This window comes from Sphingomonas lacunae (assembly GCF_012979535.1).
GTDB lineage: Bacteria > Pseudomonadota > Alphaproteobacteria > Sphingomonadales > Sphingomonadaceae > Sphingopyxis > Sphingopyxis lacunae.
The window spans coordinates 445,289-469,615 of record NZ_CP053015.1; the positions used below are offsets into that span (position 1 = coordinate 445,289).

Here is a 24,327-nt window from a genome sequence, read left to right on the forward strand (position 1 = left end):
GACGCCGACCATAGTATCGGTTGCAGAATCGAACCCATCCGACACGGAGAGACGCCATGGCCACCGCCCTCAAGATCCCGAACATGTCCGAAGCCGAATGGAACGCCCGGCTTGAGCTGGCCGCGACCTATCGCGTGTTCGACCATATGGGCTGGTCGGAGATGATCTATAACCACATCTCGCTGAAGGTGCCGGACGAGGAAGGCGCCTTCCTCATCAACCCCTATGGCCTGCACTTCTCAGAGGTGAAGGCTTCGAACCTCGTCAAGATCGACATTGACGGCAACAAACTCGACGACAACCCCTATCCGGTCAACAAGGCTGGCTTCACCCAGCACGCCTATTTCCATGCGAAGCTGCCCTGGGCCCACGCCATTGCCCACACGCACACCACCGCGACCATGGCCGTCGCCAGCCTTGAGGGCGGGCTCCAGCCGATCAATTTCTACGCCTGCAACTTCATCGGCAACATCGCCTATCACGATTTCGAAGGCGTGACGGTGCGTGAGGAAGAGGGACCACGCCTGCTCGAATCGCTCGGCGACAAGCGTATCCTGATGCTCAAGAACCATGGCCCGGTGATCATGGGCAAGACGTTGGGTCAGATCTTCCTGACCCACTGGAGCCTGCAGCGCGCCTGCGAAATCCAGCTCGCCACCCTGTCGATGGGCAAGCCGGTCGTCGTGCCGCAGCATGTCATCGATGTGCACCAGCGTGATCTCAACCAGGTCGAACTGCCCGGCGGCCCCGGCGCCCCCGACCTCGCCGCGATGATCCGCAAGATCGACAAGATCGATTCGAGTTGGCGGGAGTAAGCGGCGAGCGGCTACGGCACACCCATGACCGCCTTCACCGTCAATGATCGCCCCGTGCGCTATCGCATGGACCCGCAGACGCCGCTGCTGTTCGCCCTGCGCGAGGCATCGAACCTCACCGGCACCAAATATGGCTGCGGCACAGGGGATTGCGGTGCCTGCACCGTCGATATCGACGGGGAGGCGATCCGCAGCTGCCAGATCAGCATCGCCGATTGCGAAGGGCGTTTCGTCACCACCATCGAGGCGCTGTCACAGGACCGCAGCCACCCGGTGCAACAGGCTTGGGCCGCCGAACAGGTCACGCAATGCGGCTTTTGCGAACCCGGCATGATCATGGCGATTGCCGTGCTGCTCAAGAAAACACCCGATCCGACCAATGAGGAAATAGAGGCGGCGGTCACGAATATCTGCCGCTGCGGCGTCTACCCCCGCGTCAAACCCGCCATCCGCCGCGCCGTCCGCATCGCCCGCGGCGAAGAGCGTGTCGCCGCTGCCCCGCCGCCCGGCATCCGTCCCCGCGACGCCGCCCGCGTGGTCCCTGCGCTAACGCCGAAGCCTTAAGCCCTTTCCCGGAGCCCCCGCATGACCGTCACCGCTGATTACACCCCGCCCAAGGTCTGGACCTGGAATCAGGACGCCACGCACCGCTTTGCCGCGATCAACCGGCCGATTGCCGGGCCGACCAGCGACAAGGAGCTGCCGGTCGGCAAACATCCCTTCCAGCTCTATTCGCTTGGCACGCCCAATGGCGTGAAGGTGACGGTGCTGTTCGAGGAACTGCTCGCCGCCGGGTACAGCGAAGCCGAATATGACGCCTGGCTGATCAACATCATGGCCGGCGACCAGTTCGGCTCGGGCTTTGTCGACATCAATCCCAACAGCAAGATCCCCGCCCTGCTCGACCGCAGCGGGCCAGAGCCGATCCGCGTCTTTGAAAGCGGCTCGATCCTCGTCCACCTCGCCGAGAAATTCGGCGCCTTTCTGCCCGCCTCCGGCCCGGCACGGACCGAAGTGTTCAACTGGCTGTTCTGGCAAATGGGCGCGACGCCGATCCTCGGCGGCGGCTTTGGCCATTTCTACGCCTATGCGCCGGTAAAGCTCGAATATCCGATCGATCGCTACGCCATGGAGGTGAAGCGTCAGCTCTCGGTTCTCGACCGCCGTCTGGCGGAGAGCGAATTCGTCGCCGGGCCGGACTATACCATCGCCGACATGGCGATCTGGCCCTGGTATGGCGCACTGGTGAAAGGCCTCGTCTATGACGCGGGCGAATTCCTCTCGGTCCACGAATATACCCACGTCCTGCGCTGGACCGACCAGCTCTCCGAGCGCCCCGCCGTCAAGCGCGGCCGCATGGTCAATCGTGTGATGGGCGAACCCTCAAGCCAGCTCCACGAGCGCCACGACGCCAGCGATTTCGACACGAAAACCCAGGACAAGATCGGGGGTTAGGATGGTCCTCCGCTCCGGGGGAGGATTGATCAGATCAACCCCGCCAGCGGACTGCTCGGGTCCGCGTATTTTCGCGTCGCCATCCGTCCGGCGAGATAGGCATCGCGTCCCGCCTGCACCGCCAGCTTCATTGCGCGGGCCATGCGGATCGGGTCCTTGGCTTCGGCGATGGCGGTATTCATCAGCACGCCGTCACAGCCCAGTTCCATCGCCACCGCCGCATCGCTCGCCGTGCCGACGCCCGCGTCGACCAGAACCGGCACCTTGGCGCCCTCAACGATCAGTCGCACTGTCACCCGGTTCTGGATACCCAGCCCTGAGCCAATCGGCGCGCCCAGAGGCATGATCGCCACCGCACCCGCGTCTTCCAGCTGCTTGGCGGCGATGGGATCATCGACGCAATAGACCATCGGCAGGAAGCCTTCCTTGGCCAGCACCTCGGTCGCCTTCAGCGTTTCGCGCATGTCGGGGTACAGCGTCTTGGCCTCGCCCAGCACCTCAAGCTTGACGAGGTCCCAGCCACCGGCCTCGCGCGCCAGGCGCAGCGTGCGGATCGCGCTGTCGGCATCAAAACAGCCGGCGGTGTTGGGCAGATAGGTATATTTTTTCGGGTCGATGAAGTCTGTCAGCATCGGCGCGGTCGGGTCCGAGACATTCACCCGCCGCACCGCCACCGTGATGATCTCGGCCCCCGACGCCTCAAGCGCCGCCGCATTCTGGGCGAAATCCTTGTACTTGCCGGTCCCGACAATCAGCCGGGAGGTGAAAGTGCGGCCAGCCACGGTCCAGGTATCGCCACCACTCACCACATCACCTCCACCAACAAAATGCACAATCTCAAGTTCGTCGCCCTCAGCCAGCATGACTTCTGCCAGCGTTGAGCGCGGGACGATCACCCTGTTGCGCTCGACCGCGACCTTTTCAGGCTTCAGGCCAATGTCGGCAACCAGCCCAGCGATGCTCAGCCCGGCCGCCACCCGGCGCGGTTCGCCGTTGAGGGTGATGCTGATCTCGCTCATGCCACGTCCCGTTTTGCCCTTTTGATCTCGCCGCCATATAGGGACGCTAACAGCCGCCGCAAACGGAACTTGCCCGCATGGCCAACCTGCCCGTCATCTTTGTGCTCAATGGGCCCAATCTCAACCTGCTCGGCACCCGCGAACCGCATATCTATGGGCACCAGACGCTGGCCGACATAGAGGCGATGCTCAAGGCGCAGGCGGCAACGCTCGGCCTTGCCATCGACATGCGCCAATCGAACCATGAGGGGACTTTGGTCGACTGGATGCACGAGGCGCATTTTGCCGGTGCCAAGGCGATCCTGATCAACGCAGGCGCCTATACCCACACCTCCATTGCCCTCCATGATGCGGCCAAATCGATCAGCGTGCCGGTGTTCGAAGTCCATCTTTCCGACCCGAAAAGCCGCGAAACTTTCCGCCACATCAGCTATATAGGCATGGCAGCCAAAGCCTGTTTCGCTGGCCATGGTGCCGATTCCTATCGGCTTGCGCTGGACGCGGCGGCCAAGCTCTGACAATAGCGGACCATTCTGATGACACGCCAATGGCACGAACCGGCGGCGACAACTCGGGGACGAATTTTCTCATGGCCGATGACAAGACTGGCGGAATGAAGATCGATGCCAAGCTGGTGCGCGAGCTCGCACAGCTGATCGCCGACACCGACCTCACCGAAATCGAGGTCGAGGACGGCGACCGCAAGATCCGCGTCGCGCGGCAGATCACCGCCGCGCAGGTCACCTATGCCGCGGCACCCGCGCCCGTCGCAGCCGCTGCCGCACCGGCCGCTGCTCCCACCGCAGAGGCCGCGCCTGCCGCTCCGGCCGCCGACGATGCCAACGCCGTGAAGTCACCGATGGTCGGCACCTGCTACCTCGCCCCCGAACCGGGCGCCCCCAATTTCAAGTCGATTGGCGACACGGTCAAGGAAGGCGACACCATCCTGATCATCGAGGCGATGAAGGTGATGAACGCCATCACCGCGCCGCGTGGTGGCAAGCTGGTCAAGGTGCTGGTCGAGAACAGTCAGCCGGTCGAGTTCGACCAGCCGCTGTTCGTCATTGCGTGACGGCTGACGCATGACCATCGAAAAACTCCTCATCGCCAACCGCGGCGAAATTGCTCTCCGCATCCACCGCGCCGCACATGAAATGGGCATCCGCACGGTCGCGGTCCACTCGACCGCTGATGCCGACGCAATGCATGTCCGCTTGGCTGACGAAGCGATCTGCATCGGTCCGCCGTCGGCCAAGGACAGCTATCTCAACATCCCGGCGATAATCTCCGCCGCAGAGGTCAGCCATGCTGACGCCATCCATCCTGGCTATGGCTTCCTGTCGGAGAACGCCCGCTTTGCTGAGATCATCGAGGCGCACGGCCTGATCTTTGTCGGGCCCAAGCCCGAGCACATCCGCACCATGGGCGACAAGGTCGAAGCCAAGCGCACTGCCGGCGCGCTCGGCCTGCCACTGGTGCCGGGCAGCGATGGCGCGGTTTCGGACATTGAGGAAGCGAAGAAGATTGCCGCCAATGTTGGCTATCCGGTGATCATCAAGGCCGCGTCGGGCGGCGGCGGTCGCGGCATGAAAGTTTGCAACAGCGCAGATGACCTCGAAACGCTGATGCAGCAGGCGGGGACCGAGGCCAAGGCCGCGTTCGGCGATGCCACCGTTTATATCGAAAAATATCTCGGCAACCCGCGCCACATCGAATTTCAGGTGTTTGGTGATGGCAAGGGCAATGCCATCCATCTGGGTGAGCGCGACTGCTCGTTGCAGCGCCGCCACCAAAAGGTGCTTGAGGAAGCCCCCTCGCCTATCATTTCAGCGGAAGAGCGTGCCCGCATGGGCAAGATCTGCGCCGACGCCATGGCCGGCATGGGCTATCGCGGCGCCGGCACCATCGAATTCCTTTGGGAAAATGGCGAATTCTACTTCATCGAGATGAACACCCGCATCCAGGTCGAACATCCGGTGACCGAGATGATCACCGGCTTTGACCTGGTCCGCGAACAGATCCGCATTGCCGACGGCCACCCGCTGTCGGTCAAGCAGAGCGATCTCGAATTCCGTGGCCACTCAATCGAATGCCGGCTGAATGCGGAGGACCCCAGCACATTCGCGCCCTCACCCGGTCTGGTGAAAGCCTATCACCCGGCTGGCGGAATGCATGTCCGCGTCGATAGCGGTCTCTATGCCGGGTACCGCGTGCCGCCCTATTATGATTCGATGGTCGCAAAGCTGATCGTCTATGGCCGCACCCGGCAAAGCTGCATGATGCGGATGCGCCGCGCGCTGGAAGAAATGGTGATCGACGGGATCAAGACCAACATTCCGTTGCATCAGGCCCTGCTGCGCGAAGCCGATGTGATCGACGGCAATTACACGATCAAATGGCTTGAGGAATGGCTTGAGAAACAGGCTGACGGGGGCTGATCGCCTCAAGCCTGAGCTAGGGCATCAGGCCACTGATGACTGCGGCCTGTTGTCGCGCCAGCGTCGACACACGTACTTGTTGGGCCAAAAGCTCCTCCGATCCGGCTTGCGTCACCACCAAACGGTCCAGTTCGGCAAGGGCCAGCGTTGTCGGCGCGCGAGCTGCGACGACACGGCTCAATGCCTGGTGTGCCAGCGCCCATTGCTCACTGCCGATTGCCGCGCCGCGTCCTGCAGATATTGTCTGCTCATACTCGCTTAAGGCGGCGCGAAAGGCTGCCTCACCGCGATCGGCATCGGCCACCAGTGCGCGAATCGCCTCAACAAGTGTCGCGCTCGCCGGGCCAGGCATTTCCGGTGCAGCAGGCGTCACCGGCACGACCGCAGCACTTCTCTCAATTGGCCGCCGCTGTAATGAAGGATAATCACCGGCCGGGGCGGCGGCACAGCCTCCCACCGTAAAAAGCACAGGCAGGGCAGCGAAAAACGGGGACTTGCGCATCATGTCGACCGCTGTATGGCGCATCAACGGGCGGCACAAGTCGGCAGGCTGCATATAGCGGTCGAAAGACGCAAATCTGCCCGTTCCACCATTGACAGGAACGGCCTCCGACGTTAGGTGGCCGGTCTTTCCCGCATGGCGGTGCTTTGGCGGGGCGTAATGCCCTGACTCGTCGCCGTGCAGTTCAGATTGAAGGTTGAAGAGCCATGTTCGCTATCGTGCGCACCGGCGGCAAACAGTATCGCGTTGCCGCTGGAGACAAGATCACCGTTGAGAAGCTGGCTGGCGCGGTCGGCGACAAGGTAGAGCTTGGTGACGTGCTCCTCGCCGGTGACGGCGGCGAACTGAAGTCGACCGAAGGCCTGACGGTCTCGGCCGAAATCGTTGCCCAGGGCAAGGGCGAGAAGGTGATCGTCTTCAAGAAGAAGCGTCGCCACAATTATCGCCGTCGCAACGGCCACCGCCAGTTGCTGACGCTGATCAAGATCGTTTCGATCGGTGCCGCCGAGAAAAAGGCTGCTCCGAAAAAGGCAGCCGCCAAGAAGGACGCCGAGGCGTAATCGCCCGCTCTTTCGCTCAACTGATTTCCAAGGAGATTTTCCATGGCACACAAGAAAGCAGGCGGCTCGTCACGCAACGGCCGCGACTCAGCCGGCAAGCGCCTCGGCGTCAAGAAGTTCGGCGGTCAGGAAGTGATCGGCGGCAACATTCTCGTCCGTCAGCGCGGCACGAAATTCTACCCCGGCACCAATGTTGGCATCGGCAAGGATCACACCCTGTTCGCCGTAGCTGACGGCCGCGTACGTTTCCACGATGGCAAGCTTGGCCGCAAATATGTGTCGGTCGACGTGGCCATGGCGGAAGCCGCCGAATAATCGGACGCCCAAGGTTCAGGGGTCGTCCGCCAAGTGGATGACCCCCGTAAACATCAGGCAACCGGACTCCAGCGGTCCACCGCCTGAAGCAAAGGGAGGCGGGTCATCCCCCGGCTCCCTTTTTCGATTCCGGGACAGGCACATCGCCGCCGTCCTGTCTCGCAAAAGCGCCGGATCATCGTCTCCCTTTGTCAAAAGACGCGGAATTGTCACCCTTTGCGGGCAGTGGCGCGTTGGAACAGAGAAGGAGAAATGCCCGTGTTCGCCCGTACCGAACGCCTGTTGCTGAGGCCCGGATTCCCCGAGGATGCCGCCGCTGTGGCCGCCGCCATCGGTGAGGAAGCGATCGTGCGCAATCTGGTGATGGCACCCTGGCCCTACAGCGAGCGCGACGCCGCTGACTGGCTGGCGATGGAACAGCACCCGCTTCTCCCGAGCTTTGTCATGGTCAAGCGGACCGGCGGCACGCCGCGCGTCATCGGCGCGATCGGCATCCACATGGTCGAGCATGACGACGGCTCGCGCGGGCCGGAGATCGGCTATTGGATCGCCCGCCCCTATTGGGGTCTGGGTTTTGCCACCGAGGCGGGACGCGCCGTGCTCGACATCGCGCGGACCAATGGCCTGCCGCCGCTCACCGCCGGCCATTTCATCGACAACCCCGCCTCGGGCACGGTGCTGCGCAAGCTCGGCTTCCGCCCGACCGGACGGATCGTGCCACGCTACAGCCGCGCACGTGGCACCCATGTCCCATGCGCCCTGTTCGAGCAGGGCGAGGAGGACGCCATGGCAGACGTGCGAACCGGCAAAAGGCCCTGGGATGAAGACCAGCGCGAAACCATCCGCCTGATGGCGGCCTGACCTGCTCCGAAATGCAGACCCGCGCTCCGCTCAAGCCGGAGTGCGGGTTCCTCCTCCCGGAGGCCGCGCATAGATATTGACCGGATCGCCCAGCGCGTCACTCGACCCGATCAGGCCAAAGCCAAGCTTGGTCGCCACCACTTCGGATGCGCCATTGCCGGGGTTGATGATGCAGCGCACCTCGGGGCCATCAAGCGCCGTGTCGGCCCAGCCGAGCGCCGCCGCCATGATCTCGCTCGCCGCGCCCTTGCCCCACCAGTCAGGCGTGATCGCCCAGCCGGATTCGGGATAGCCGACCAGTTCGTCGATTCCCCGGTCGAACCAACTGAGGCCACCGCAGCCGACATAGGCATCGCTGTCGCGCTCGGTGAACACCCAATAGCCATAGCCCATGAAGTGCCACAGGCCGGGCATGGCGAGATATTTGCCCCAGCTTGTCGCCCGGTCGCGCGGCGCGCCGCCGATAAAACGTGTCGTGCGCTCATCGGCCCACATAGCCGCATAGGGCTCAAAGTCGGCGAGCGTTGGTGACCTCAGGCGAAAGCGGGCGGTCTCTATCGTAGGTATCATCGTCATACCGCCAATCTAGCGGCACGGCCATTCCCGGCAATCCCCGCTGCTTACTCAGCCGCCATCGGCATGCGCGCGGCAGCATAATCGCTGTCATGCAGGTTGATGAGTTCGCGGTCGTCATGCTCCCACGGATGGAAGGACGGACGGAACCAGCTCAGCCACGGTCCGGCGAGCTTGCGCATGATGCCGGGATTGCCGAGCATGAACCACCAGATGCGCGCCGTGACCCGCCATCCGGTCAGGCCATCCTGCTTGAGCAGGGCCTTCATACCCTTGATCCGCTTGGGCCAGAATTTGCTGGTGACGAGCAGCATCATCACCGCCTTGGCCCGCCAGCGCTTCCATGCCGACCAGTCGCGGGTCGCATGCAACCAAGTGTCATAGGCGACGCCCTTATGCTCGATCTCCTCGATCGCATGCCAGCGCCACAGGTCGCCCCACTCCTGGTCGGCCCCTTCCAGCATCACCGGATTTTTGAGGAAATCGGCCGCCATGATCGCGGTATAATGTTCCAGCACGATCGTCGCGAGCAGGTTGACCATCGGCGGCCGACTGTTGATCAGTTCCATCACCTGATCAACATCGGCATTCAGTTCGCTCAGGTCATAGCCGGCTTCCTCGACCTTGCGGTTGAAGGCGACATGCTCGCGCGTGTGCATCACTTCCTGTATGGTGAAGGCGCGGATTTCCTGCGCCAATTTCTCCGGCACGCCCTCGCGGTGGGCCTTGACTGCCTCGATGAACATCGCCTCGCCCTTGGGAAAGGTTACCGACAGGGCATTGTAGAAGGCCGTGGCAATGGGATCACCGTTCATCCACCAGCGTCGCTGCTTTGACTCCCGGCCAAAGCGCCTGTCGCGGGGCGTGATGCTGAGGTCTGCCGGTGTCGGCGTCCGAGTGAAAGCGTTTGCGGAGACGGTTGCACTAGCGTCAGGAGAAAGGGAAAGACTGGACATTTGGCGCTCCGGCGTCAATCAGGATGCAGATTAATTGGGATGAACTGACATATATGTCAATAGCACGACGCCGCCTGTCTCATGAAGCCTCGCGCCAGATGGCGCTGGAGGCCGCAGCAGAACTGTTGGTCGAGGCCGGCCCCCAAGCCGTTACCCTCAAGGCAGTCGCCGGTCGCATCGGGCGAACGCATGCCAATCTTCTCCATCATTTCGGCAGCGCCGCAGACTTGCAGCGGGCGCTCGCCACCCATCTGACGCAACAAGTGTGTGACGCCATCGCCGCCAAGTTGGCCGAATCGCCGCCTGGCGAGCGCAATGTGAGGGAAATTGTCGATCTGGCGTTCGATGCATTCGGTGAAGGTGGCGCAGGGGCCTTGGCATCGTGGATGATCATGACCGGCAATGACAATGCACTCGATCCGATTATCGAGAGCATCCACAATCTCATCGACAATATGGCGCCCGACGCCCACGAAAAGCAGATCCTCCACGAAGATACGCTTGGCCTGGTCTTGATGGCGCTGGGGGACGCATTGATGGGCGAACCGCTTTCCGCCGCCTTGGAATTGCCGCGCAACCGCGCGCGGGATCTGGCTACCAGCCTGATTGAAGGACGCATCGCCAATTATTGGCGCGAACATGGGGTGATGGCTGACTGACAGGTGGCAACTGGCCGGATGACCAGGCCAGACTCGCCATAGTCCCTGAATCCGCCTATGGGCCGGCAATGCATTTTCTGGATCAAGCAAAAATATTCATCCGTTCGGGTATGGGCGGCGTGGGCGCCGTGTCGTTCCGGCGCGAAAAATATGTCGAATATGGCGGGCCCGATGGCGGCAATGGCGGCAAGGGCGGCGACATCATCTTTGAAGCCGTTCCCGGCCTCAACACGCTGATCGACTTTCGCTACACCCAGCATTTCCGCGCCCAGCGCGGCCATGGCGGCGCGGGACAGGACCGCACCGGCGCCGGCGGCGATGATCTCGTCATCAAGGTACCGGTCGGCACCCAGGTGCTCGCCGATGATGAGGAGCGTACCCTGTTGCTCGACCTGACCGAGGTCGGTCAGCGCGTTGTCTTCCTGCGCGGCGGTGATGGCGGTCGCGGCAACGCCAGCTACAAGACCAGCACCAACCGCGCCCCGCGCCAGCATGGCACCGGCTGGCCGGGCGAGGAAATGTATGTCTGGCTGCGGCTCAAGCTGCTCGCCGACGCCGGCCTCGTCGGCCTGCCCAACGCCGGCAAGTCGACCTTCATCAACGCCGTCACCAATGCGCAGGCCAAGGTCGGTGCTTACGCCTTCACCACCACCCGCCCCCAGCTTGGCGTCGTGCGGCACAAGGGCAATGAATTTGTCATCGCCGACATCCCCGGCCTGATCGAGGGCGCAGCCGAAGGCGCGGGCATCGGTGACCGCTTCCTCGGCCATATCGAGCGCTGCCGTGTCCTCCTTCATCTCGTCGACGCCAATGACGAGGATGTCGCGACAAGCTATCGCATCGTCCGCGACGAGCTCGAAGCCTATGGCGGCGGCCTCACCGACAAGCCGGTGATCGTCGCGCTCAACAAGATTGACACGCTCGACGACGAGCTCATCGCCGCCCTCTCCGCCGAATTGGAAGAGGAATGCGGCCAGGAAGTGATTCCCATCAGCGGCGCCAGCGGCACCGGCATCGACTGGGTGCTCGACCAGCTGCTCGAAGCCATCGGCCCGACCAAGGGCAAGGTCAGCGACGACGATGAGGGCGAAGACGCGATCGAATGGTCGCCGGTGTAAAGTAATGAAGCTGAATTTTCGCTCCACAACCTCCGGCGCGTGGGTAGCCGATGTGGGCGAGATTCAGTGCTTCAATTATCATCCTGAAGGCCCAGACCAAACCGCTCTAGCATTGGCGGACGACCTTACGGACGGGATGGACACCAGTTTAAGGCGCGCTCGCGACTATCTTGATCTGTTCGTGGATCGCGGCAAGGCGTGCGGTGATCCACAGGAAGACTGGCAGCTCATCGAGATGGAACTGGGCACACAACATGCCAACGGCCGACCCTTCGTGCGGCTCTGTTTCGATCTTCATGGTGATGACGGCGGATACTGGTCGGTTTATTTTCGGCAGGCTCAGAACGAGATACGCCCATATCAGTTCGACAGAACACAAGGCTGACGCCCAACGCGCTAGTCAGCAAGGCAAACCCTTCCCCTGCCCGCTCCCCCGCGCTAAGCGCGTCGCATCATGTCCACCCTCTTTCCGCCTGCTGTCTGTCCGCGCCTGATCGTCAAGATCGGCTCGGCGCTGCTTGTCGATCCCGATGGCAGCGTGCGGCGCGAGTGGCTGGCGGGCATCGCCGCCGACATTGCCGCGCGCGCGCGCGAGGGGCAGCAGGTGGCGGTCGTCTCCTCGGGTGCGATTGCGCTCGGCGCCCGTCGCCTCGGCCTTGCCAAGGGGGGACGCGCCAGCCTTGAGGACGCACAGGCTGCCGCCGCGACAGGGCAAATCGCGCTCAGCCAGGTGTGGGCCGAAGTGCTCGGCGCAGAAGGCCTCACCGCCGCGCAGATGCTCGTCACGCTTGATGATCTTGAGCATCGCCGCCGCTACCTCAACGCCAGCGCCACGCTCGACCGGCTGCTGACGCTGGGTGTCGTGCCGATCATCAACGAGAATGACAGCGTCGCCACCGAGGAAATCCGCTTCGGCGACAATGACCGGCTCGCCGCCCGCGTCGCCCAGGCCGCAGGCGCGGCAGGCGTGCTGCTCCTCTCCGACATAGACGGCCTCTATGACCGCAACCCGGCTGACCCCGCCGCAGTCCACATCCCCCGTGTCGAACGGATAGACGGAAGCATTGAGGGCATGGCCGATGCTGGCTCGGCGTCGGGCATGGGGTCGGGCGGCATGGTTTCGAAAATCAGCGCGGCGCGCATCGCGAACAGCGCGGGGGCTGATCTCTCCATCGCCTCGGGCCGGATCGCCCGCCCGCTCTCGACCCCTGCCCGCCACACTTTGTTCGTGGCGGAAAAGGCCGCGACCGCACGCAAGGCCTGGCTTGCCGGTGGCCTCACTGCGGCCGGCCGCCTCATCATCGACTCGGGCGCGGTGGAAGCGCTCAAGGGCGGCGCCAGCCTGCTCGCCGCCGGGGTGCGCGGAGTCGAAGGGAGCTTTGATCGCGGCGACATGCTCGACATCGTCGGCCCCGACGGCCGGGTGATCGCCCGCGGCCTCGCCGAGTATCCGCATGGCGACGCCATCGCCATCGCCGGTCTCGCCCGCGATGGACAGGAAGCCGTGCTCGGATACACCCCGCGCAACACCATGGTCCACCGCGACCATATGGCGCTGCTGTGAGTCATATCGCCATTACCGGCGGCACCGGTTTCGTCGGCAGCCATGTCCTCGAACAAGCTGCCGCAGCCGGGCATCCGGTCCGCGCTCTCGCCCGCCGCATCGGCACCGGCGGCCTGTTCGATGAACAACCGGGTCGTGAATGGCAGCTCGGCACGCTGCATGACGAGGCGGCGCTGGCCAAACTCTGCGACGGTGCCGACGCCGTCATCCACATCGCCGGCGCGGTCAATGTGCCGAGCAAGGCGCTGTTCGACCTGCACAACAACATCGGCACCGCCAATGTGGTGAAGGCGGCGCGCCACGCGGGTGTCCGCCGCTTTATTCATGTCAGCAGCCTGTCGGCGCGGGAGCCGGGTCTCTCCACCTATGGCTGGTCGAAGGCGGAGGGGGAAGCCCGCGCCGCCGACGCACCCTTGCCCATCATCGTCCGCCCGCCGGGCGTCTATGGCCCGCGCGATACGGACGTGCTCGAAATGTTTCGCATGGCGGCCAAGGGCTTCATGCTGCTCCCCCCGCCCGGCCGCGCCTCGTGGATCCACGCCGCCGATCTCGCCCGCTTGCTGCTCGCGCTGGTTGACGATGGGCCAAGCGGCACCATCCTCGAGCCCGATGATGGCCAGCCGATGAGCCACATCGACACCGCGCGGTTGATCGGCCAGGCGGTCGGCCGCCCCCATCTGCGTACACTCTCGGCGCCGCGCTGGCTGCTCAAGGTGGCGGCCAGAGGCGACCGGCTGGTCCGCCGCGACGCCGCCAAGCTGACCCCCGATCGCGCCCGCTACATGGCGCATCCTGACTGGACCAGCGATCCCGCGAAACGCCCTGACCCGACCCTATGGAGGCCGTATATCGGCCCCGAACAGGGCTTTGCCGACACGGCACGCTGGTATTGCGAGCACGGTTGGCTGTAATGCGCCACGGCAACGCACTTGTGCGGCCCGATTATCGCCGTAAATGACATCTAGGGCCACCGTAGCAAAGCCATCAGGGGCGACCGCCCGAGGGGAAACACCATGTCCGACCGCACTGCCACCGCTCAGGCGATTCACGCGCAGATCGAGCCGTTCAACAAAAAGGGCATCGACGTCACTGACGCGACGACCTTTGCTGGCGACCTTGAGTGGGACAGCCTCACCGTGATGGATTTCGTTGCAGCGATCGAAGATGAGTTCGACATCATCATCACCATGAACATGCAGGCCGAAATCGAGACTGTTGGCCAGTTGATCGACGCCGTCGACAAGCTCAAGGGCTGAGGCCGCAGCATGACCGACCTGTTCAGCAAGTTCGACCCGATCATCGAACAGCGCCGTGCCCTGCTTGAAACCGGGGTGACCGATCCGTTCAGCCTGGTGATGGAGGAGGTGAAATCCCCTACCGTCGCCGTCTGCAATGGGCGTGAAACAATCCTGCTTGGTACCTACAACTATATGGGGATGACCTTCGACGATGATGTCATCGCCGCAGGCAAGCAGGCATTTGACGAGTTCGGTGCCGGCACCACTGGCAGCCGCGTGCTCAACGGCACCTTCCGCGATCACCGCGCCGTGGAAGAAGCCCTGAAGGAATTCTATGGCATGGAGCATGCCATGGTCTTCTCAACCGGTTACCAGGCCAACCTCGGCATCATCTCGACCATGGCCGGCAAGGGTGACTACATCATCCTCGACATCGATAGCCATGCCAGTATCTGGGACGGATGCGCGATGGGCAATGCCGAAGTCGTGCCCTTCAAGCATAATGACGTTGAAGCGCTGGAAAAGCGTTTGAAGCGGCTGCCCGCCGACGCGGGCAAGCTCGTCGTGCTCGAAGGCGTCTATTCGATGCTCGGCGACATCGCCCCGCTGAAGGAAATGATCGCCGTCTCAAAGGCCGCCGGCGCCATGGTCCTTGTCGACGAGGCGCACTCGATGGGCTTCATTGGCGAGCATGGCCGGGGCGTTGCGGAGGCACAGGGTGTGCTCGATCAGGTCGATTTCGTCATCGGCACCTTCTCCAAATCGGTCGGCACCGTGGGCGGCTTCTGCGTCTCCAACCATCCGAAATTCGAGGTTTTGCGCCTCGTCTGCCGCCCCTATGTCTTCACCGCCGCGCTGCCACCCAGCGTCATGGCATCGAGCGTCACCAGCATCCGAAAGCTCATGCACGGATCGAACAAGCGCGCCCATCTGTGGGAAAACAGCCGCCGCCTCCACGGCGGCCTGCGCGCGCTCGGCTTTCAGCTCGGCACGGAGGAACCGCAAAGCGCGATCATCGCCGTCATCATGCCCGATCTGGAAAAGGGTGCCATGATGTGGGAGGCGCTTCTGGAAAATGGCCTTTACGTCAACCTCGCCCGTCCACCGGCCACCCCGGCCGGCATGACACTCCTGCGCTGCTCGCTCTGCGCCGAACACAGCGCCGAACAGGTAGAGGACATTCTTGCCCGCTTCGAACGTGCCGGCAAGGCGGTGGGAATTATTTGACGGACAGACCACCTATGCCGCCCCTCGGGCCGCGTCATAGCTGGATCCGAACCACCGCCGACCGATCCATAGAGCAACATTGACCAACAGGATCAATGCCGGCACCTCGATCAACGGGCCGATCACCGCCGCAAAAGCCACGGGGGATGCGAGGCCAAAGGCGGCAATCGCCACGGCAATCGCCAATTCGAAATTGTTCGACGCAGCCGTGAATGAGATCGCCGTCGCCCGAGGATAGTCGACCCCGGCCAGCTTTGCCCAGCTGAACGCCATGACAAACATCAGCGCAAAAAACAGTGCCAGCGGAATGCCCACACGTACGGCATCCATCGGCAGCGCCAAAATCTCGCCGCCCTTGAGGCTGAACATGGCGACAATGGTGAACAGCAGTGCAACCAGCGTGATCGGGCTGATCGCCGGGATGAACCGTTGCGCATACCATTCCTCCCCCCGACGCGCGATCAAGGACCGCCGCACTAGGAAGCCGGCAACAAAGGGCACGCCCAAATAGGTCAGCACCGCCTGCGCGATGGTCCAGAAACTGACGTTGACAACATGCCCTTCGAGGCCAAACAATGGAGGCATTACTGTCAGAAAGAACCAGGCATAGGGCACGTAGAACAGGATCTGGAAGACCGAGTTGAACGCCACCAGGCCGGCGACATATTGGGAGCTGCCATGCGCAAGCTGGTTCCAGACCAGAACCATGGCAATGCACGGTGCGATGCCGATCAGGATCAGGCCGGTCATATAGTCGGGGTAATCCCGCAGGAACAACGCCGCGAGCGCAAACATCAGCATCGGTCCGATGATCCAGCACTGGATGAAGGACATCGCCAGTACCCGCCAGTCACGGAAAACCTGGCCCAACTCCTCATACTTCACCTTGGCCAAGGGCGGGAACATCATCAGGATCAGGCCGATGGCGATGGGTATGCTGGTATCACCCACCGACATGGCATCCAGTGCACGGGGCACCGCCTCGAACACCGAACCAAGCGCAATGCCCAGCGCCATCGCCGCGAAAATCCACAGCGTCAGGAACCGGTCGAGAAAGGACAGGCGGGCGGGTGCGGCGGCAGCGGTCATGATCGGGCCTTTGCAGAAGCGCCGTCAAAACGGCCAATGGTGCGCAGTTCGGACAACAGGGTTTCAGCGGGCAATGTCTCGACCGGCAACGCCAGCATCGCGTCAATCCGCGCCTTCATCTGGTCAAAGGCCGCTTCAAACGCCGCGCGCTGCCCTTCGCCCTCGATCGCGGCCGGATCCTCAATTCCCCAATGCGCCTGCACCGGATGGCCCGGCAACACCGGGCAGACTTCGCCCGCCGCATTGTCGCAGACCGTGATCACAACGTCGATCGGTTCGGCTCCTGACCCGCTGAATTCGTTCCAGCTCTTGGATCGCCAACCATCCGTCGCATAGCCCCGTGCTGCCAGCACAGTCAGCGCCATCGGGTGCGGCTGTCCCTTGGGAAAGCTCCCCGCACTGCAAGATGAAAAGCGGCCCGCGCCATCCTGAGCCAATATGGCCTCAGCTAGGATCGACCGGGCTGAATTGCCCGTACACAGAAAAAGGACTTTCAGCATCACCCCGGCCTTCAACAACAACCGTTGGACTTGGTCACCGAAGCGACAACCGGGGCGGCCACTGCTGGCACACAGCAAGCATCAGCGGCAGCGGTGCTCGACGACAGGGCCGCAAAGTCGGGACCGTTGCCATAATTCACCGACTCGCCATTGGTCAGAAAAGCCTCCCAGACCACACCATCGGGGTCTGCGATCCAGCTCTTTTCCGAGCGGGCATAGCAACAGGTGGTGACGCCTTCCTCCAGCACCGGCCCACCGGCGCTTTGCAATCGGCCATATACATCGGCCAGTTCGCCCTCACTCTCGACCTGGATGCCCAGATGCTCGACGCCTTTCACCGCGCCGCATTTCTGCGAAATGGCAAAGTTGACCCGGGGGTCCTCCAGCATCCACTTTGCATAGTCTGCCTTGACCACGCTCGGCCCGACACCAAACAGTCCGGAATAAAAGGCAATGGATTGGTCAAGATCGGCGACGCCGACATGGACATGGAAACGCTTCATGCGACATTCCTTTCATCGCACACGGATACTGGAGAACAAGTGGTGGCGGGAGTACAGGCCATCCCCCTGCAGCAGTTTTCGGTGAGGTAGGCCATCAGTTCGCCCATTGCGGCATAGTCTGCCGAATAGATGAGTGATCGCCCCTGCCGCCGCTGTGTCACCAGCCCCGCATGGCTTAGCTGAGCGAGATGAAAGCTCATCGAGGAGGCCGCCACGCCGACACCATCGGCCAGCGACCCGGCCGCCATGCCATCAGGTCCGGCCTGCACGAGCAGCCGGAATGCGGCCAGCCGATGCTCCTGCGCCAAGGCAGCCAATGCCCGAATAACCTCGCCCGCTACTCTTGTCATTTGGTCGCCGCCTATAATTTCAATGATTCTTGAAATATTGAATGGATGAGGGCGGGTCAAGGGTATTGGTGAGCAGGGGAACGCTTGCGACCACTGCATTGCCGGTTTAGCCTGTGGCCGTGCCGGATTTCATCGGACCTTGAATTTGCGGGCTGCGCGGCAAGGAGAGGATATGGGAACCAACACCACAAGCGGTCTGCCTCGACTCGCTATTGCCCAGGACCTCGGCTGGGCGGACATCAGGATGGCCCTCGCCAGGGGCTGGCGGGATTTTGCCGCTCATCCTTTGTTCGGTCTCTTTTTTGGCGGAATCTATGTCCTGGGTGGCCTCCTCCTCCTGTATGGCTTGTCCAATGTCGGACGCGGATGGTGGCTTATCCCGATCATCGCGGGATTCCCGCTGTTCGCGCCCTTCTCCGCCGTTGGCCTCTATGAGGTAAGCCGACGGCGCGAGCTGGGTGAACCGATGCATTGGCGTGCCGTGCTGGGCGCCCTCAAGGGACGGGGAGATGAGCAGCTCGTCCTCATGGGCGGCATAATCTTTGTCGCCTTCAGTTTCTGGATGATCATCGCCCATGGCATCTTCGCCATATTCGTCGGCGAAAGCGGGATCGGCTTTGACGGATCTGGCTTGGCCCTCTCATGGGACATGATTGCCATGTTGCTCGTTGGCGGAGCGGTCGGCGGGCTGTTCGCACTTGGGCTGTTCGCCATCACGGTCGTCAGTCTGCCGATGCTTGTGGACAGAGACGTCGATTTCATCAGCGCGATGATTGCCAGCATGAGCGTGTTCGGCAGCAACAAACCGGTGATGATCGGTTGGGCCTTGTTCATTGCAACCACGCTCTGTCTGGCCATGGCGCCGCTCTTTTTTGGCCTCTTTGTCATCCTGCCCGTGCTGGGTCATGCAACCTGGCATCTTTACCGGCGTGCTGTCGCCGATTTGCCGGGGTGACCGGTTGGAGGGTCAGAATCCGCGCCTGCTCTGCCCCCCTTTCCAATAGGCGGCCCCGCCGCTATGCGCCCAGGCCATGACGAGCGCGCCCGACCCCACAACCATCAACCGACTCTATGGCCGCTCGAAAGGCAAGCCTCTGCGTGCCTTCCAACAGCATCTCGTTGATACGCTGCTCCCCGAGATCGCGGTGCCGCTCGATGGCGAAGTGTCGGCCCGCACCCTGTTCGGCGATGCACCGGGCAACGAACGGACGATGCATTTCGAGATCGGTTTCGGTGGAGGCGAACATATGGCCTTTAGGGCAGACATGTTGCCTGACCATGGCTTCATCGGTTGCGAACCGTTCGTCAACGGCGTGGCCCAGGCGCTCACCCATGTCCATGGCAATGCCGAAAAGCCTGGCGTTCCGAATGTCCGGATCCATCATGGCGATGCGTTGGACGTGCTTCGCCGCATCCCGGATGGCAGCCTGACCTTTGTCTATTTGCTGCACCCCGACCCTTGGCCGAAAGCGCGCCATGCCAAACGGCGCATGATGAATGATGGGCCGGTCGATCTCATCGCTGCCAAGCTCAAGCGAGGTGGCGAATTCCGCTTTGGTACCGACCATCCCGTTTATGTCGCCCATGCAATGATGATCATGCGCCGCCACCGCCACCAGTTCGACTGGCTCGCCAATGACGCATCAGACATGCTCAATCGGCCCGGCGGATGGCCTGAAACCCGCTATGAAGCCAAGGCCCGCCGTCTCGGTCACGAAGTCTGGTATTTCCGCTATCGTCGCCGCGCCGAGTGACGGCAGCAGACAGACCGCGTCAAAGATTCGCGATCAACCTATCACCTTGTTCGCCCTGAACCGGGCAATTGCCTCGTCGTCAAAACCGATCTCGCGCATGATCTCGTCAGTATGCTGGCCGATGTCAGGCGCCGCCTGCTTGAAGCGCACCGGCATATCGCCAAAACACCAGAAGGCACCAGGCTGTTCGACAATGCCATAGGTTGGGCTTTCCAGTGCCGAAACCAGATTGAGATCGCGATGCAGAGGATTGTCAAAGAAGCGGTTGAGCGCATCCTCGAACATGACATGGTCGCACGGCACTCCGGCCTGTTCCAGCGCCGCAACCAGATCAGCCGCACTCCAGCCGAGCGCGGCAGCAGCAATCTCTGCCTCTGTATCGCCCAGCAGGTGCCGCACAGCTGATCGCTGCGATTCCTTGTGGGCGGCAATCGCGATCCAGCGGCCCTCCGCGCACTCATAGATCCGGTGCCATGGCCCGAATCCGGTCTGGGCGTTGTCGAGATGATAGGTCTTGGCCAAGGAACCGTCGGCAAGGATCAAGGTTTCACCCTGCGTCAGCGCGGCAATCCCGAGTAGCGACGTCTGTGTCGTATAGCCCCGCTGGCCCGACCGTTTCGCATAAAGTGCCGCCATCATCTCAACGAGACAGCTTTGGGCCGAACTTACATCCATCGTGCCGGGCCGGTTGAACATCGGCTTATTGCCTTCACCGGCATTTTCGAACTCCCAACCGGCGATGGCGTTGAAGATCGAGTCGTAGCCCGGCCAGTTGCCGCGTTCCCCACGCTGGCCGTAGGCGCTGACATAGTTGAAGGCGATGTCGGGATTGTGGCTGCGGATGCCCTCCTCGGACAGGCCGAGCTTTGACGCGCCCTTGAACCGCATATTGTGATGCACCGCTTCGGCCCATTTCAATAGCCGGTCGAGGATTTCTTGCGCCTCAGGCTTGGTCAGATCGACAGCAATCGAGCGTTTTGAGCGCGATGCCGCCTGATAATAACGGTGCATGAAGCGGATACGGTCACCGGTCAGAGGTTCCAGCTTGATGACATCCGCACCCATGTCGCCCATCATTGACGGACCCATCGGGCCCGCGAGGAACATGCCGCAGTCGAGCACACGGACACCGGCCAGCATTTCGACCGGCTGACCATTGCTGCCAACCAGAGCAGGCGGTCGTGTCCAGTCGCGGTCGCCGCCCTCGCCAAGGCGGGGAGCCGGACGGGGTTCGGGCAAGGGCGCGTCGCTGTGAAACGGCACATTGGGCTGCACCGTCCGGCCGAGCAGCGGATCGTCAATATCGACGACATAGCCATTGGCCCGCACTTCCGGATGGGTAAGCATGCCGCCGAGCGGATATGCCGGTTCGACAGCGATGTCTGCGTCGCGGAAGTCGGCCAGCCAGTGCTCCAGCGGGCGGCGTTTGAACGCCTCTATCTTGCCCTCTTCCGTCTCAATATCGACACCTTCGGCTATCACCTCCCACATGGTCGGCATGGAGGCGTAATCAAACTGCCGGGCAGGATCCATGATCTGCAACCAGTCACCATCCTGACATTGGAAGAGTTGCTGGCTGATCGGCCTCGGCCCGAGGGGGTAGGGCTGATTGTTTGGCATCGGCCCTTTGGAATTGCGCGCCCAGATCAGCGGCAGCACCGACATGTACCCTTGGTAAATGGACGTGTGGGCCGGGCCACCCTCTCCTGATTGCAATCGGGCGACAAGCCGAGCGAGTATGCCCGCCGCCGCGAGATGCGCCGCTGCCCAGCTGCCGGCACGGTAGCGCCAGACAATCGGTCCGGACCGATAGCCGTCATTTTCATACAGGGCACCAAAGCGCGCCGCGACCAGCAATTCGTCATCCGACCGCTCAACATCGGGATGGTTGGCAGGGGAGCCGGTGATCGCACTGACGACCAGACGCGGATGGCGCTCGGCCAGCGCCGCATCGTCAAGCCCGAGCGCCGCCGCCCGGCGCGGGGTGAACTGGTGCAGCAGCACGTCCGCTCCTTCGAGCCGTGCTCCGAGCGCCTGCCGCCCTTCATCCGTGTCGAGATCAAGTTCCTGACTGCGCTTGCCGCGGTTCCAGTTGGCAAAGGTCGCCAGCCCGCGTGACCGATCACCACCGGGCCGCTCGACCTTCAACACATCGGCGCCCAGCGCCGCCAGCATCAGGCCAGCGACCTGAACGGCATGGCCTTCACCGATTTCGACAATGCGCAGTTGCTGGAGCATGGGGGCTGTTCAGGCCTTTCTGAAGTTGGGCAGCACCCAGCCATCCTTGATGTCGGTCCAGTCAACGGCCACCTTCATGCCGATGTGAACATCCTCGGCATCGCAGCCGGAGACGTTGGCGTTAAGCCGCGCACCGGGAGCACCGTCCAGATCGACGACGACAGGGACGTAGACATAGTCCTCGCCGTTCTTGGGATTCTTGGTGCAGATGGCAAAGCTGAACACCGTCGCGGTGCCGGGAAGGGTCGGCCACTGCTTGGCTGTCGACTGGCATTCCGGGCAATAGGGTGACGGCGGCATGCGGAAATGGCCGCAATCGGCGCATTGGCATGCGGTCAGGCGATGCTCCTTGGCAGCCAGCCAAAAAGGTTCGGTGTCAGGATTGGTAGTGATGGCAATCTGCTCACCCGGCAGGGCGCGGGCAGGACCATAGGTCAAAGTCGTCGTCATGGTTCAGGCCTTCCTCAGCACGAGACCGGAAACGGGAAGCGAAGCCGGTCCGCCAGTTGCGAGAGCAAATTCGGCATCCTTAACCTGATTGATCGCCGTACCGCGCACCTGCTCCACCGCCTCGACGACGTGCGTCATACCGATGATATAGGCTTCGTTGAGGTTGCCACCATGGGTGTTGACCGGAACACCGCCGTTGACGCCGCATCCGGTCGCCGGATCATAACGCAGCTTGCCGGCGAGGGCATAATCATTGGCCTCGCCCTTTTCGCAGAAGCCGTAATCCTCAAGCTGCATCAGCACCATCGCACTGAAGTGATCGTAGATCAGCGCAACGTCCATGTCCTTGGCGCTGAGGCCGGTCTGTTCCCACAGCCGGTCAGCGACATATTTGTGACCCGATGAAGCAAAGTGTGGATCGGGCATGCCCATCCAGGCAAATGCCCTGCCCCACTCGCGCTGACCGCCATGGGTGCAACCATGAATCAGCGCGGGAGCATGGCGGCAATCCTTGGCGCGCTCTGTGGTGGTGGTGATGATCGCCACCGCACCGTCGGTTTCAAGGCAGAAATCAAGGCGGCACAACGGATCGGCCAGCATCGGCTGACCCCAATATTGTTCATCGGTCAGCGGATCCTTACGAACAGCTTTCGGACGATTGTGGGTGTTGGCGCGGGTCGCCTGCACCACTTCCTTGAAGGCTTCGCGCGTCGTTCCATAAAGATGCATGTGGCGACGCGCGAGCACGCTCATCAGATGACCCGGCCCGACCAGTCCCGATGGTTGGAGAAAGCTGTTCTCTGGACTGGGCGCCGCAGCACCGAATACCACGCCAAGGCGATGCTGGGGCAGTTGCTGGAGAGCCATGATGGTGACGACATATTTGCAGTCTTCATTCATCAGCCCCGCCACGGCGAGACCAGGAGCGCCGGCGACTCCGCCGCCGCCACTGGTCAGAGTTGCCGAAAAACCGATATGCGGAATACCCAACGTTTCCATCAGGCTGGCCGTATCGAACTTGTCGAGATAGCCGGCACCGGCGGTCGAGTAATAAGCGAAGCCGTCGATGTCCTTCACCGAAATGCCGGCATCAGCGCAGGCATTGAGGATGGCCTCGCCGGCCATGTCGTTGATCGTCCGTGGCCAGCTTTTTCCCCGGACATAATAGTCCGTGGCACCGACACCGACGATGGCGCACTTATCCTGATTCACCCAGGCCATCGCTCACTCCCACCAGTTATCTAACCAAGTTATGTAAGAGGTAGCTATTTGCCTGTCCAGCGGGATTATGCGTCTGGCGCTCCGTGGTGGGGAGACGCCTTGGCTGCGCGTTCAATCCATCGGTTGATCATCACCCCGCGCCGCCGCACCATCAGCCGGGCAATGTCAGGGTCCCTGGCCAGGATGGCATCACAGATGGCGTGCTGGGTCCGCCGCGCCTCGGCACGATCGGCCTCATGGGCGAAGAAACCCAGGTCCTGCTCCTCCAGCCCGAAGGCGAAGCTGATTTCGGTAATCAGCTGGATGGCTGGGTTACCGCTCATCTCAGCGATCAGCCGTCCGAGCTCCGTCTCAGCAGCGACTATGTCGAGCCGCGAGTCGTTATTATCGATCCGCCCGGCGAACTGACGCATCCGCTCGCGTTGTGGTTCGCTGCCGTTGATTGCGGCGAGACCGCAGGCCTCCTCAGAAATGGGCCGGGTTACCTGAACGATATCGGACAGAGATGCCCCATTTAGCCTGAGATAACGCGCAAGCGAACGAATGGCATCAGCTGCATTGGGGCGCTCGGCGTAGAAGCCGCCACGCAATCCTCGGCGGACACTAATCAACCGATCACTCTCAACAATCTTGGCCGCCTGCCTCAGGGTCGGTCGGCTGACCCCGAGCCGCGCGAGCAGATCGTCCTCAGCGCCGAGATAGGACCCCTCCTGTTCAGCAAGACTGAGCGCCGAGAGCGCCCGCGCCGTTCGGGCGACCAACGTATCCCCATTGCGTGACTCATCAAAACCGCCAGCCATTGCAGCGCTCTCCCGATGCCGCCTTGTCCGGTCGGCCGCCAACTGAGAAGCTCCTTACCCCCTTGCCGCGCACCACACAATTAGATACCTATTAGACGAGGTCCGCCAGAGTCGGACTGAAC

General features: G+C 62.4%; 30 protein-coding genes. 18 read left to right on the plus strand and 12 right to left on the minus strand.

Annotated features, from left to right (window positions below; translation table 11 throughout):
• The first annotated feature begins 56 nt into the window (after positions 1-56).
• Genes GV829_RS02000 through yghU form a run of 3 tightly spaced genes read left to right on the plus strand, consistent with a single transcriptional unit; the run spans position 57 to position 2,270 of the window.
• Positions 57-815, plus strand: a complete 759-nt coding sequence (locus GV829_RS02000) for a class II aldolase/adducin family protein (protein WP_169943584.1) — start codon at positions 57-59, stop codon at positions 813-815.
• Positions 816-839: 24 nt separating this feature from the next.
• Positions 840-1,379 carry a (2Fe-2S)-binding protein gene (locus GV829_RS02005; RefSeq protein WP_169943585.1) on the plus strand — a complete coding sequence of 180 codons (540 nt, stop codon included), beginning with the start codon at positions 840-842 and terminating at the stop codon, positions 1,377-1,379.
• A gap of 21 nt (positions 1,380-1,400) precedes the next feature.
• Positions 1,401-2,270, plus strand: a complete 870-nt coding sequence (yghU, locus tag GV829_RS02010; RefSeq protein WP_169943586.1) for a glutathione-dependent disulfide-bond oxidoreductase — start codon at positions 1,401-1,403, stop codon at positions 2,268-2,270.
• 29 nt (positions 2,271-2,299) lie between these two features.
• Here yghU and thiS read toward each other — a convergent pair whose 3' ends face one another.
• Entirely contained in the window at positions 2,300-3,289 is a 990-nt protein-coding gene (gene thiS / locus GV829_RS02015) for a sulfur carrier protein ThiS (RefSeq protein WP_169943587.1), read from the minus strand.
• Between the two features lie 77 nt (positions 3,290-3,366).
• Here thiS and GV829_RS02020 point away from each other — a divergent pair, with 77 nt between their 5' ends.
• The 3 genes from GV829_RS02020 (at position 3,367) to accC (ending at position 5,727) form a co-directional block, all read left to right on the plus strand.
• Entirely contained in the window at positions 3,367-3,807 is a 441-nt protein-coding gene (locus tag GV829_RS02020) for a type II 3-dehydroquinate dehydratase (RefSeq protein WP_169943588.1), read from the plus strand.
• Positions 3,808-3,902: 95 nt separating this feature from the next.
• Entirely contained in the window at positions 3,903-4,361 is a 459-nt protein-coding gene (gene accB, locus GV829_RS02025) for an acetyl-CoA carboxylase biotin carboxyl carrier protein (protein ID WP_246202964.1), read from the plus strand.
• 10 nt (positions 4,362-4,371) lie between these two features.
• Entirely contained in the window at positions 4,372-5,727 is a 1,356-nt protein-coding gene (gene accC, locus GV829_RS02030) for an acetyl-CoA carboxylase biotin carboxylase subunit (protein ID WP_169943590.1), read from the plus strand.
• 16 nt (positions 5,728-5,743) lie between these two features.
• Here the strand turns inward: accC and GV829_RS02035 are convergent, their stop codons facing one another.
• Complete coding sequence (locus GV829_RS02035; RefSeq protein ID WP_169943591.1) at positions 5,744-6,232, minus strand: hypothetical protein; 489 nt, start codon at positions 6,230-6,232, stop codon at positions 5,744-5,746.
• Positions 6,233-6,435: 203 nt separating this feature from the next.
• Between GV829_RS02035 and rplU the strand changes: the two genes are divergently transcribed.
• The 3 genes from rplU (at position 6,436) to GV829_RS02050 (ending at position 7,965) form a co-directional block, all read left to right on the plus strand.
• Positions 6,436-6,789: a 50S ribosomal protein L21 gene (gene rplU, locus GV829_RS02040; RefSeq protein WP_169943592.1), complete on the plus strand. Its 354-nt coding sequence runs from the start codon at positions 6,436-6,438 to the stop codon at positions 6,787-6,789.
• Between the two features lie 42 nt (positions 6,790-6,831).
• Entirely contained in the window at positions 6,832-7,104 is a 273-nt protein-coding gene (gene rpmA, locus GV829_RS02045; protein ID WP_169943593.1) for a 50S ribosomal protein L27, read from the plus strand.
• A gap of 258 nt (positions 7,105-7,362) precedes the next feature.
• Positions 7,363-7,965: a GNAT family N-acetyltransferase gene (locus GV829_RS02050; RefSeq protein ID WP_169943594.1), complete on the plus strand. Its 603-nt coding sequence runs from the start codon at positions 7,363-7,365 to the stop codon at positions 7,963-7,965.
• Between the two features lie 30 nt (positions 7,966-7,995).
• Here GV829_RS02050 and GV829_RS02055 read toward each other — a convergent pair whose 3' ends face one another.
• Together GV829_RS02055 and GV829_RS02060 are read right to left on the minus strand one after the other, a co-directional pair.
• On the minus strand, positions 7,996-8,541 hold the full coding sequence (locus tag GV829_RS02055) for a GNAT family N-acetyltransferase (RefSeq protein ID WP_169943595.1): 546 nt from the start codon (positions 8,539-8,541) through the stop codon (positions 7,996-7,998).
• Positions 8,542-8,585: 44 nt separating this feature from the next.
• Positions 8,586-9,494: a metal-dependent hydrolase gene (locus tag GV829_RS02060; protein ID WP_169943596.1), complete on the minus strand. Its 909-nt coding sequence runs from the start codon at positions 9,492-9,494 to the stop codon at positions 8,586-8,588.
• Between the two features lie 53 nt (positions 9,495-9,547).
• On the opposite strand from GV829_RS02060, the gene GV829_RS02065 reads away from it, so the two are divergent.
• The 7 genes from GV829_RS02065 to spt all read left to right on the plus strand — a co-directional run bounded on the left by GV829_RS02065 (position 9,548) and on the right by spt (position 15,300).
• On the plus strand, positions 9,548-10,153 hold the full coding sequence (locus GV829_RS02065; protein WP_169943597.1) for a TetR/AcrR family transcriptional regulator: 606 nt from the start codon (positions 9,548-9,550) through the stop codon (positions 10,151-10,153).
• Between the two features lie 68 nt (positions 10,154-10,221).
• Complete coding sequence (gene obgE / locus GV829_RS02070) at positions 10,222-11,271, plus strand: GTPase ObgE (RefSeq protein WP_169943598.1); 1,050 nt, start codon at positions 10,222-10,224, stop codon at positions 11,269-11,271.
• A 4-nt stretch (positions 11,272-11,275) separates the two neighbouring features.
• Positions 11,276-11,656 carry a hypothetical protein gene (locus GV829_RS02075; protein WP_169943599.1) on the plus strand — a complete coding sequence of 127 codons (381 nt, stop codon included), beginning with the start codon at positions 11,276-11,278 and terminating at the stop codon, positions 11,654-11,656.
• 69 nt (positions 11,657-11,725) lie between these two features.
• On the plus strand, positions 11,726-12,835 hold the full coding sequence (proB, locus tag GV829_RS02080) for a glutamate 5-kinase (RefSeq protein ID WP_169943600.1): 1,110 nt from the start codon (positions 11,726-11,728) through the stop codon (positions 12,833-12,835).
• On the plus strand, positions 12,832-13,746 hold the full coding sequence (locus GV829_RS02085; RefSeq protein WP_169943601.1) for an NAD-dependent epimerase/dehydratase family protein: 915 nt from the start codon (positions 12,832-12,834) through the stop codon (positions 13,744-13,746). Before proB ends, GV829_RS02085 begins: the two co-directional genes overlap by 4 nt.
• A gap of 102 nt (positions 13,747-13,848) precedes the next feature.
• Positions 13,849-14,091 (plus strand): acyl carrier protein, encoded by a 243-nt coding sequence (locus GV829_RS02090; RefSeq protein WP_169943602.1) that lies wholly within the window; start codon positions 13,849-13,851, stop codon positions 14,089-14,091.
• 9 nt (positions 14,092-14,100) lie between these two features.
• A complete protein-coding gene (gene spt, locus GV829_RS02095) occupies positions 14,101-15,300 on the plus strand; it encodes a serine palmitoyltransferase (protein WP_169943603.1) in 1,200 nt (399 codons plus the stop codon).
• A gap of 12 nt (positions 15,301-15,312) precedes the next feature.
• Here spt and arsB read toward each other — a convergent pair whose 3' ends face one another.
• The 4 genes from arsB to GV829_RS02115 are packed head-to-tail and all read right to left on the minus strand — an operon-like array spanning position 15,313 to position 17,742.
• On the minus strand, positions 15,313-16,389 hold the full coding sequence (gene arsB / locus GV829_RS02100) for an ACR3 family arsenite efflux transporter (protein WP_169943604.1): 1,077 nt from the start codon (positions 16,387-16,389) through the stop codon (positions 15,313-15,315).
• On the minus strand, positions 16,386-16,889 hold the full coding sequence (locus GV829_RS02105) for an arsenate reductase ArsC (protein ID WP_169943605.1): 504 nt from the start codon (positions 16,887-16,889) through the stop codon (positions 16,386-16,388). The genes arsB and GV829_RS02105 overlap by 4 nt, the downstream gene beginning before the upstream one ends.
• Before the next feature lie 11 nt (positions 16,890-16,900).
• On the minus strand, positions 16,901-17,392 hold the full coding sequence (locus GV829_RS02110) for an ArsI/CadI family heavy metal resistance metalloenzyme (RefSeq protein ID WP_169943606.1): 492 nt from the start codon (positions 17,390-17,392) through the stop codon (positions 16,901-16,903).
• Positions 17,389-17,742 carry an ArsR/SmtB family transcription factor gene (locus GV829_RS02115; RefSeq protein ID WP_169943607.1) on the minus strand — a complete coding sequence of 118 codons (354 nt, stop codon included), beginning with the start codon at positions 17,740-17,742 and terminating at the stop codon, positions 17,389-17,391. Before GV829_RS02115 ends, GV829_RS02110 begins: the two co-directional genes overlap by 4 nt.
• A gap of 172 nt (positions 17,743-17,914) precedes the next feature.
• Here GV829_RS02115 and GV829_RS02120 point away from each other — a divergent pair, with 172 nt between their 5' ends.
• Together GV829_RS02120 and trmB are read left to right on the plus strand one after the other, a co-directional pair.
• Positions 17,915-18,697, plus strand: a complete 783-nt coding sequence (locus GV829_RS02120) for a DUF2189 domain-containing protein (RefSeq protein ID WP_169943608.1) — start codon at positions 17,915-17,917, stop codon at positions 18,695-18,697.
• Between the two features lie 76 nt (positions 18,698-18,773).
• Entirely contained in the window at positions 18,774-19,496 is a 723-nt protein-coding gene (gene trmB / locus GV829_RS02125; protein ID WP_169943609.1) for a tRNA (guanine(46)-N(7))-methyltransferase TrmB, read from the plus strand.
• Between the two features lie 33 nt (positions 19,497-19,529).
• Here trmB and GV829_RS02130 read toward each other — a convergent pair whose 3' ends face one another.
• From GV829_RS02130 to GV829_RS02145, 4 genes are all read right to left on the minus strand, one after another.
• A complete protein-coding gene (locus GV829_RS02130; protein WP_169943610.1) occupies positions 19,530-21,734 on the minus strand; it encodes a CoA transferase in 2,205 nt (734 codons plus the stop codon).
• A gap of 9 nt (positions 21,735-21,743) precedes the next feature.
• Entirely contained in the window at positions 21,744-22,184 is a 441-nt protein-coding gene (locus GV829_RS02135) for a Zn-ribbon domain-containing OB-fold protein (protein ID WP_169943611.1), read from the minus strand.
• A gap of 3 nt (positions 22,185-22,187) precedes the next feature.
• Entirely contained in the window at positions 22,188-23,405 is a 1,218-nt protein-coding gene (locus GV829_RS02140; RefSeq protein WP_169943612.1) for a thiolase C-terminal domain-containing protein, read from the minus strand.
• A 65-nt stretch (positions 23,406-23,470) separates the two neighbouring features.
• Complete coding sequence (locus GV829_RS02145; protein ID WP_169943613.1) at positions 23,471-24,205, minus strand: FadR/GntR family transcriptional regulator; 735 nt, start codon at positions 24,203-24,205, stop codon at positions 23,471-23,473.
• Positions 24,206-24,327 lie beyond the last annotated feature (122 nt).

Excerpts from the sequence above, each read along its gene's own strand:
- arsB (WP_169943604.1), bottom strand. The coding sequence starts at position 16,389 with ATGACCGCTGCCGCCGCACCCGCCCGCCTGTCCTTTCTCGACCGGTTC.
- spt (WP_169943603.1), top strand. The coding sequence starts at position 14,101 with ATGACCGACCTGTTCAGCAAGTTCGACCCGATCATCGAACAGCGCCGT.
- obgE (WP_169943598.1), top strand. The coding sequence starts at position 10,222 with ATGCATTTTCTGGATCAAGCAAAAATATTCATCCGTTCGGGTATGGGC.
- GV829_RS02110 (WP_169943606.1), bottom strand. The coding sequence starts at position 17,392 with ATGAAGCGTTTCCATGTCCATGTCGGCGTCGCCGATCTTGACCAATCC.
- proB (WP_169943600.1), top strand. The coding sequence starts at position 11,726 with ATGTCCACCCTCTTTCCGCCTGCTGTCTGTCCGCGCCTGATCGTCAAG.
- GV829_RS02035 (WP_169943591.1), bottom strand. The coding sequence starts at position 6,232 with ATGATGCGCAAGTCCCCGTTTTTCGCTGCCCTGCCTGTGCTTTTTACG.
- thiS (WP_169943587.1), bottom strand. The coding sequence starts at position 3,289 with ATGAGCGAGATCAGCATCACCCTCAACGGCGAACCGCGCCGGGTGGCG.
- yghU (WP_169943586.1), top strand. The coding sequence starts at position 1,401 with ATGACCGTCACCGCTGATTACACCCCGCCCAAGGTCTGGACCTGGAAT.
- GV829_RS02005 (WP_169943585.1), top strand. The coding sequence starts at position 840 with ATGACCGCCTTCACCGTCAATGATCGCCCCGTGCGCTATCGCATGGAC.
- accB (WP_246202964.1), top strand. The coding sequence starts at position 3,903 with ATGAAGATCGATGCCAAGCTGGTGCGCGAGCTCGCACAGCTGATCGCC.
- trmB (WP_169943609.1), top strand. The coding sequence starts at position 18,774 with ATGACGAGCGCGCCCGACCCCACAACCATCAACCGACTCTATGGCCGC.
- rpmA (WP_169943593.1), top strand. The coding sequence starts at position 6,832 with ATGGCACACAAGAAAGCAGGCGGCTCGTCACGCAACGGCCGCGACTCA.
- GV829_RS02145 (WP_169943613.1), bottom strand. The coding sequence starts at position 24,205 with ATGGCTGGCGGTTTTGATGAGTCACGCAATGGGGATACGTTGGTCGCC.
- GV829_RS02020 (WP_169943588.1), top strand. The coding sequence starts at position 3,367 with ATGGCCAACCTGCCCGTCATCTTTGTGCTCAATGGGCCCAATCTCAAC.
- accC (WP_169943590.1), top strand. The coding sequence starts at position 4,372 with ATGACCATCGAAAAACTCCTCATCGCCAACCGCGGCGAAATTGCTCTC.
- GV829_RS02130 (WP_169943610.1), bottom strand. The coding sequence starts at position 21,734 with ATGCTCCAGCAACTGCGCATTGTCGAAATCGGTGAAGGCCATGCCGTT.
- rplU (WP_169943592.1), top strand. The coding sequence starts at position 6,436 with ATGTTCGCTATCGTGCGCACCGGCGGCAAACAGTATCGCGTTGCCGCT.
- GV829_RS02120 (WP_169943608.1), top strand. The coding sequence starts at position 17,915 with ATGGGAACCAACACCACAAGCGGTCTGCCTCGACTCGCTATTGCCCAG.
- GV829_RS02140 (WP_169943612.1), bottom strand. The coding sequence starts at position 23,405 with ATGGCCTGGGTGAATCAGGATAAGTGCGCCATCGTCGGTGTCGGTGCC.
- GV829_RS02105 (WP_169943605.1), bottom strand. The coding sequence starts at position 16,889 with ATGCTGAAAGTCCTTTTTCTGTGTACGGGCAATTCAGCCCGGTCGATC.
- GV829_RS02000 (WP_169943584.1), top strand. The coding sequence starts at position 57 with ATGGCCACCGCCCTCAAGATCCCGAACATGTCCGAAGCCGAATGGAAC.
- GV829_RS02115 (WP_169943607.1), bottom strand. The coding sequence starts at position 17,742 with ATGACAAGAGTAGCGGGCGAGGTTATTCGGGCATTGGCTGCCTTGGCG.
- GV829_RS02060 (WP_169943596.1), bottom strand. The coding sequence starts at position 9,494 with ATGTCCAGTCTTTCCCTTTCTCCTGACGCTAGTGCAACCGTCTCCGCA.
- GV829_RS02055 (WP_169943595.1), bottom strand. The coding sequence starts at position 8,541 with ATGACGATGATACCTACGATAGAGACCGCCCGCTTTCGCCTGAGGTCA.
- GV829_RS02135 (WP_169943611.1), bottom strand. The coding sequence starts at position 22,184 with ATGACGACGACTTTGACCTATGGTCCTGCCCGCGCCCTGCCGGGTGAG.
- GV829_RS02090 (WP_169943602.1), top strand. The coding sequence starts at position 13,849 with ATGTCCGACCGCACTGCCACCGCTCAGGCGATTCACGCGCAGATCGAG.
- GV829_RS02065 (WP_169943597.1), top strand. The coding sequence starts at position 9,548 with ATGTCAATAGCACGACGCCGCCTGTCTCATGAAGCCTCGCGCCAGATG.
- GV829_RS02075 (WP_169943599.1), top strand. The coding sequence starts at position 11,276 with ATGAAGCTGAATTTTCGCTCCACAACCTCCGGCGCGTGGGTAGCCGAT.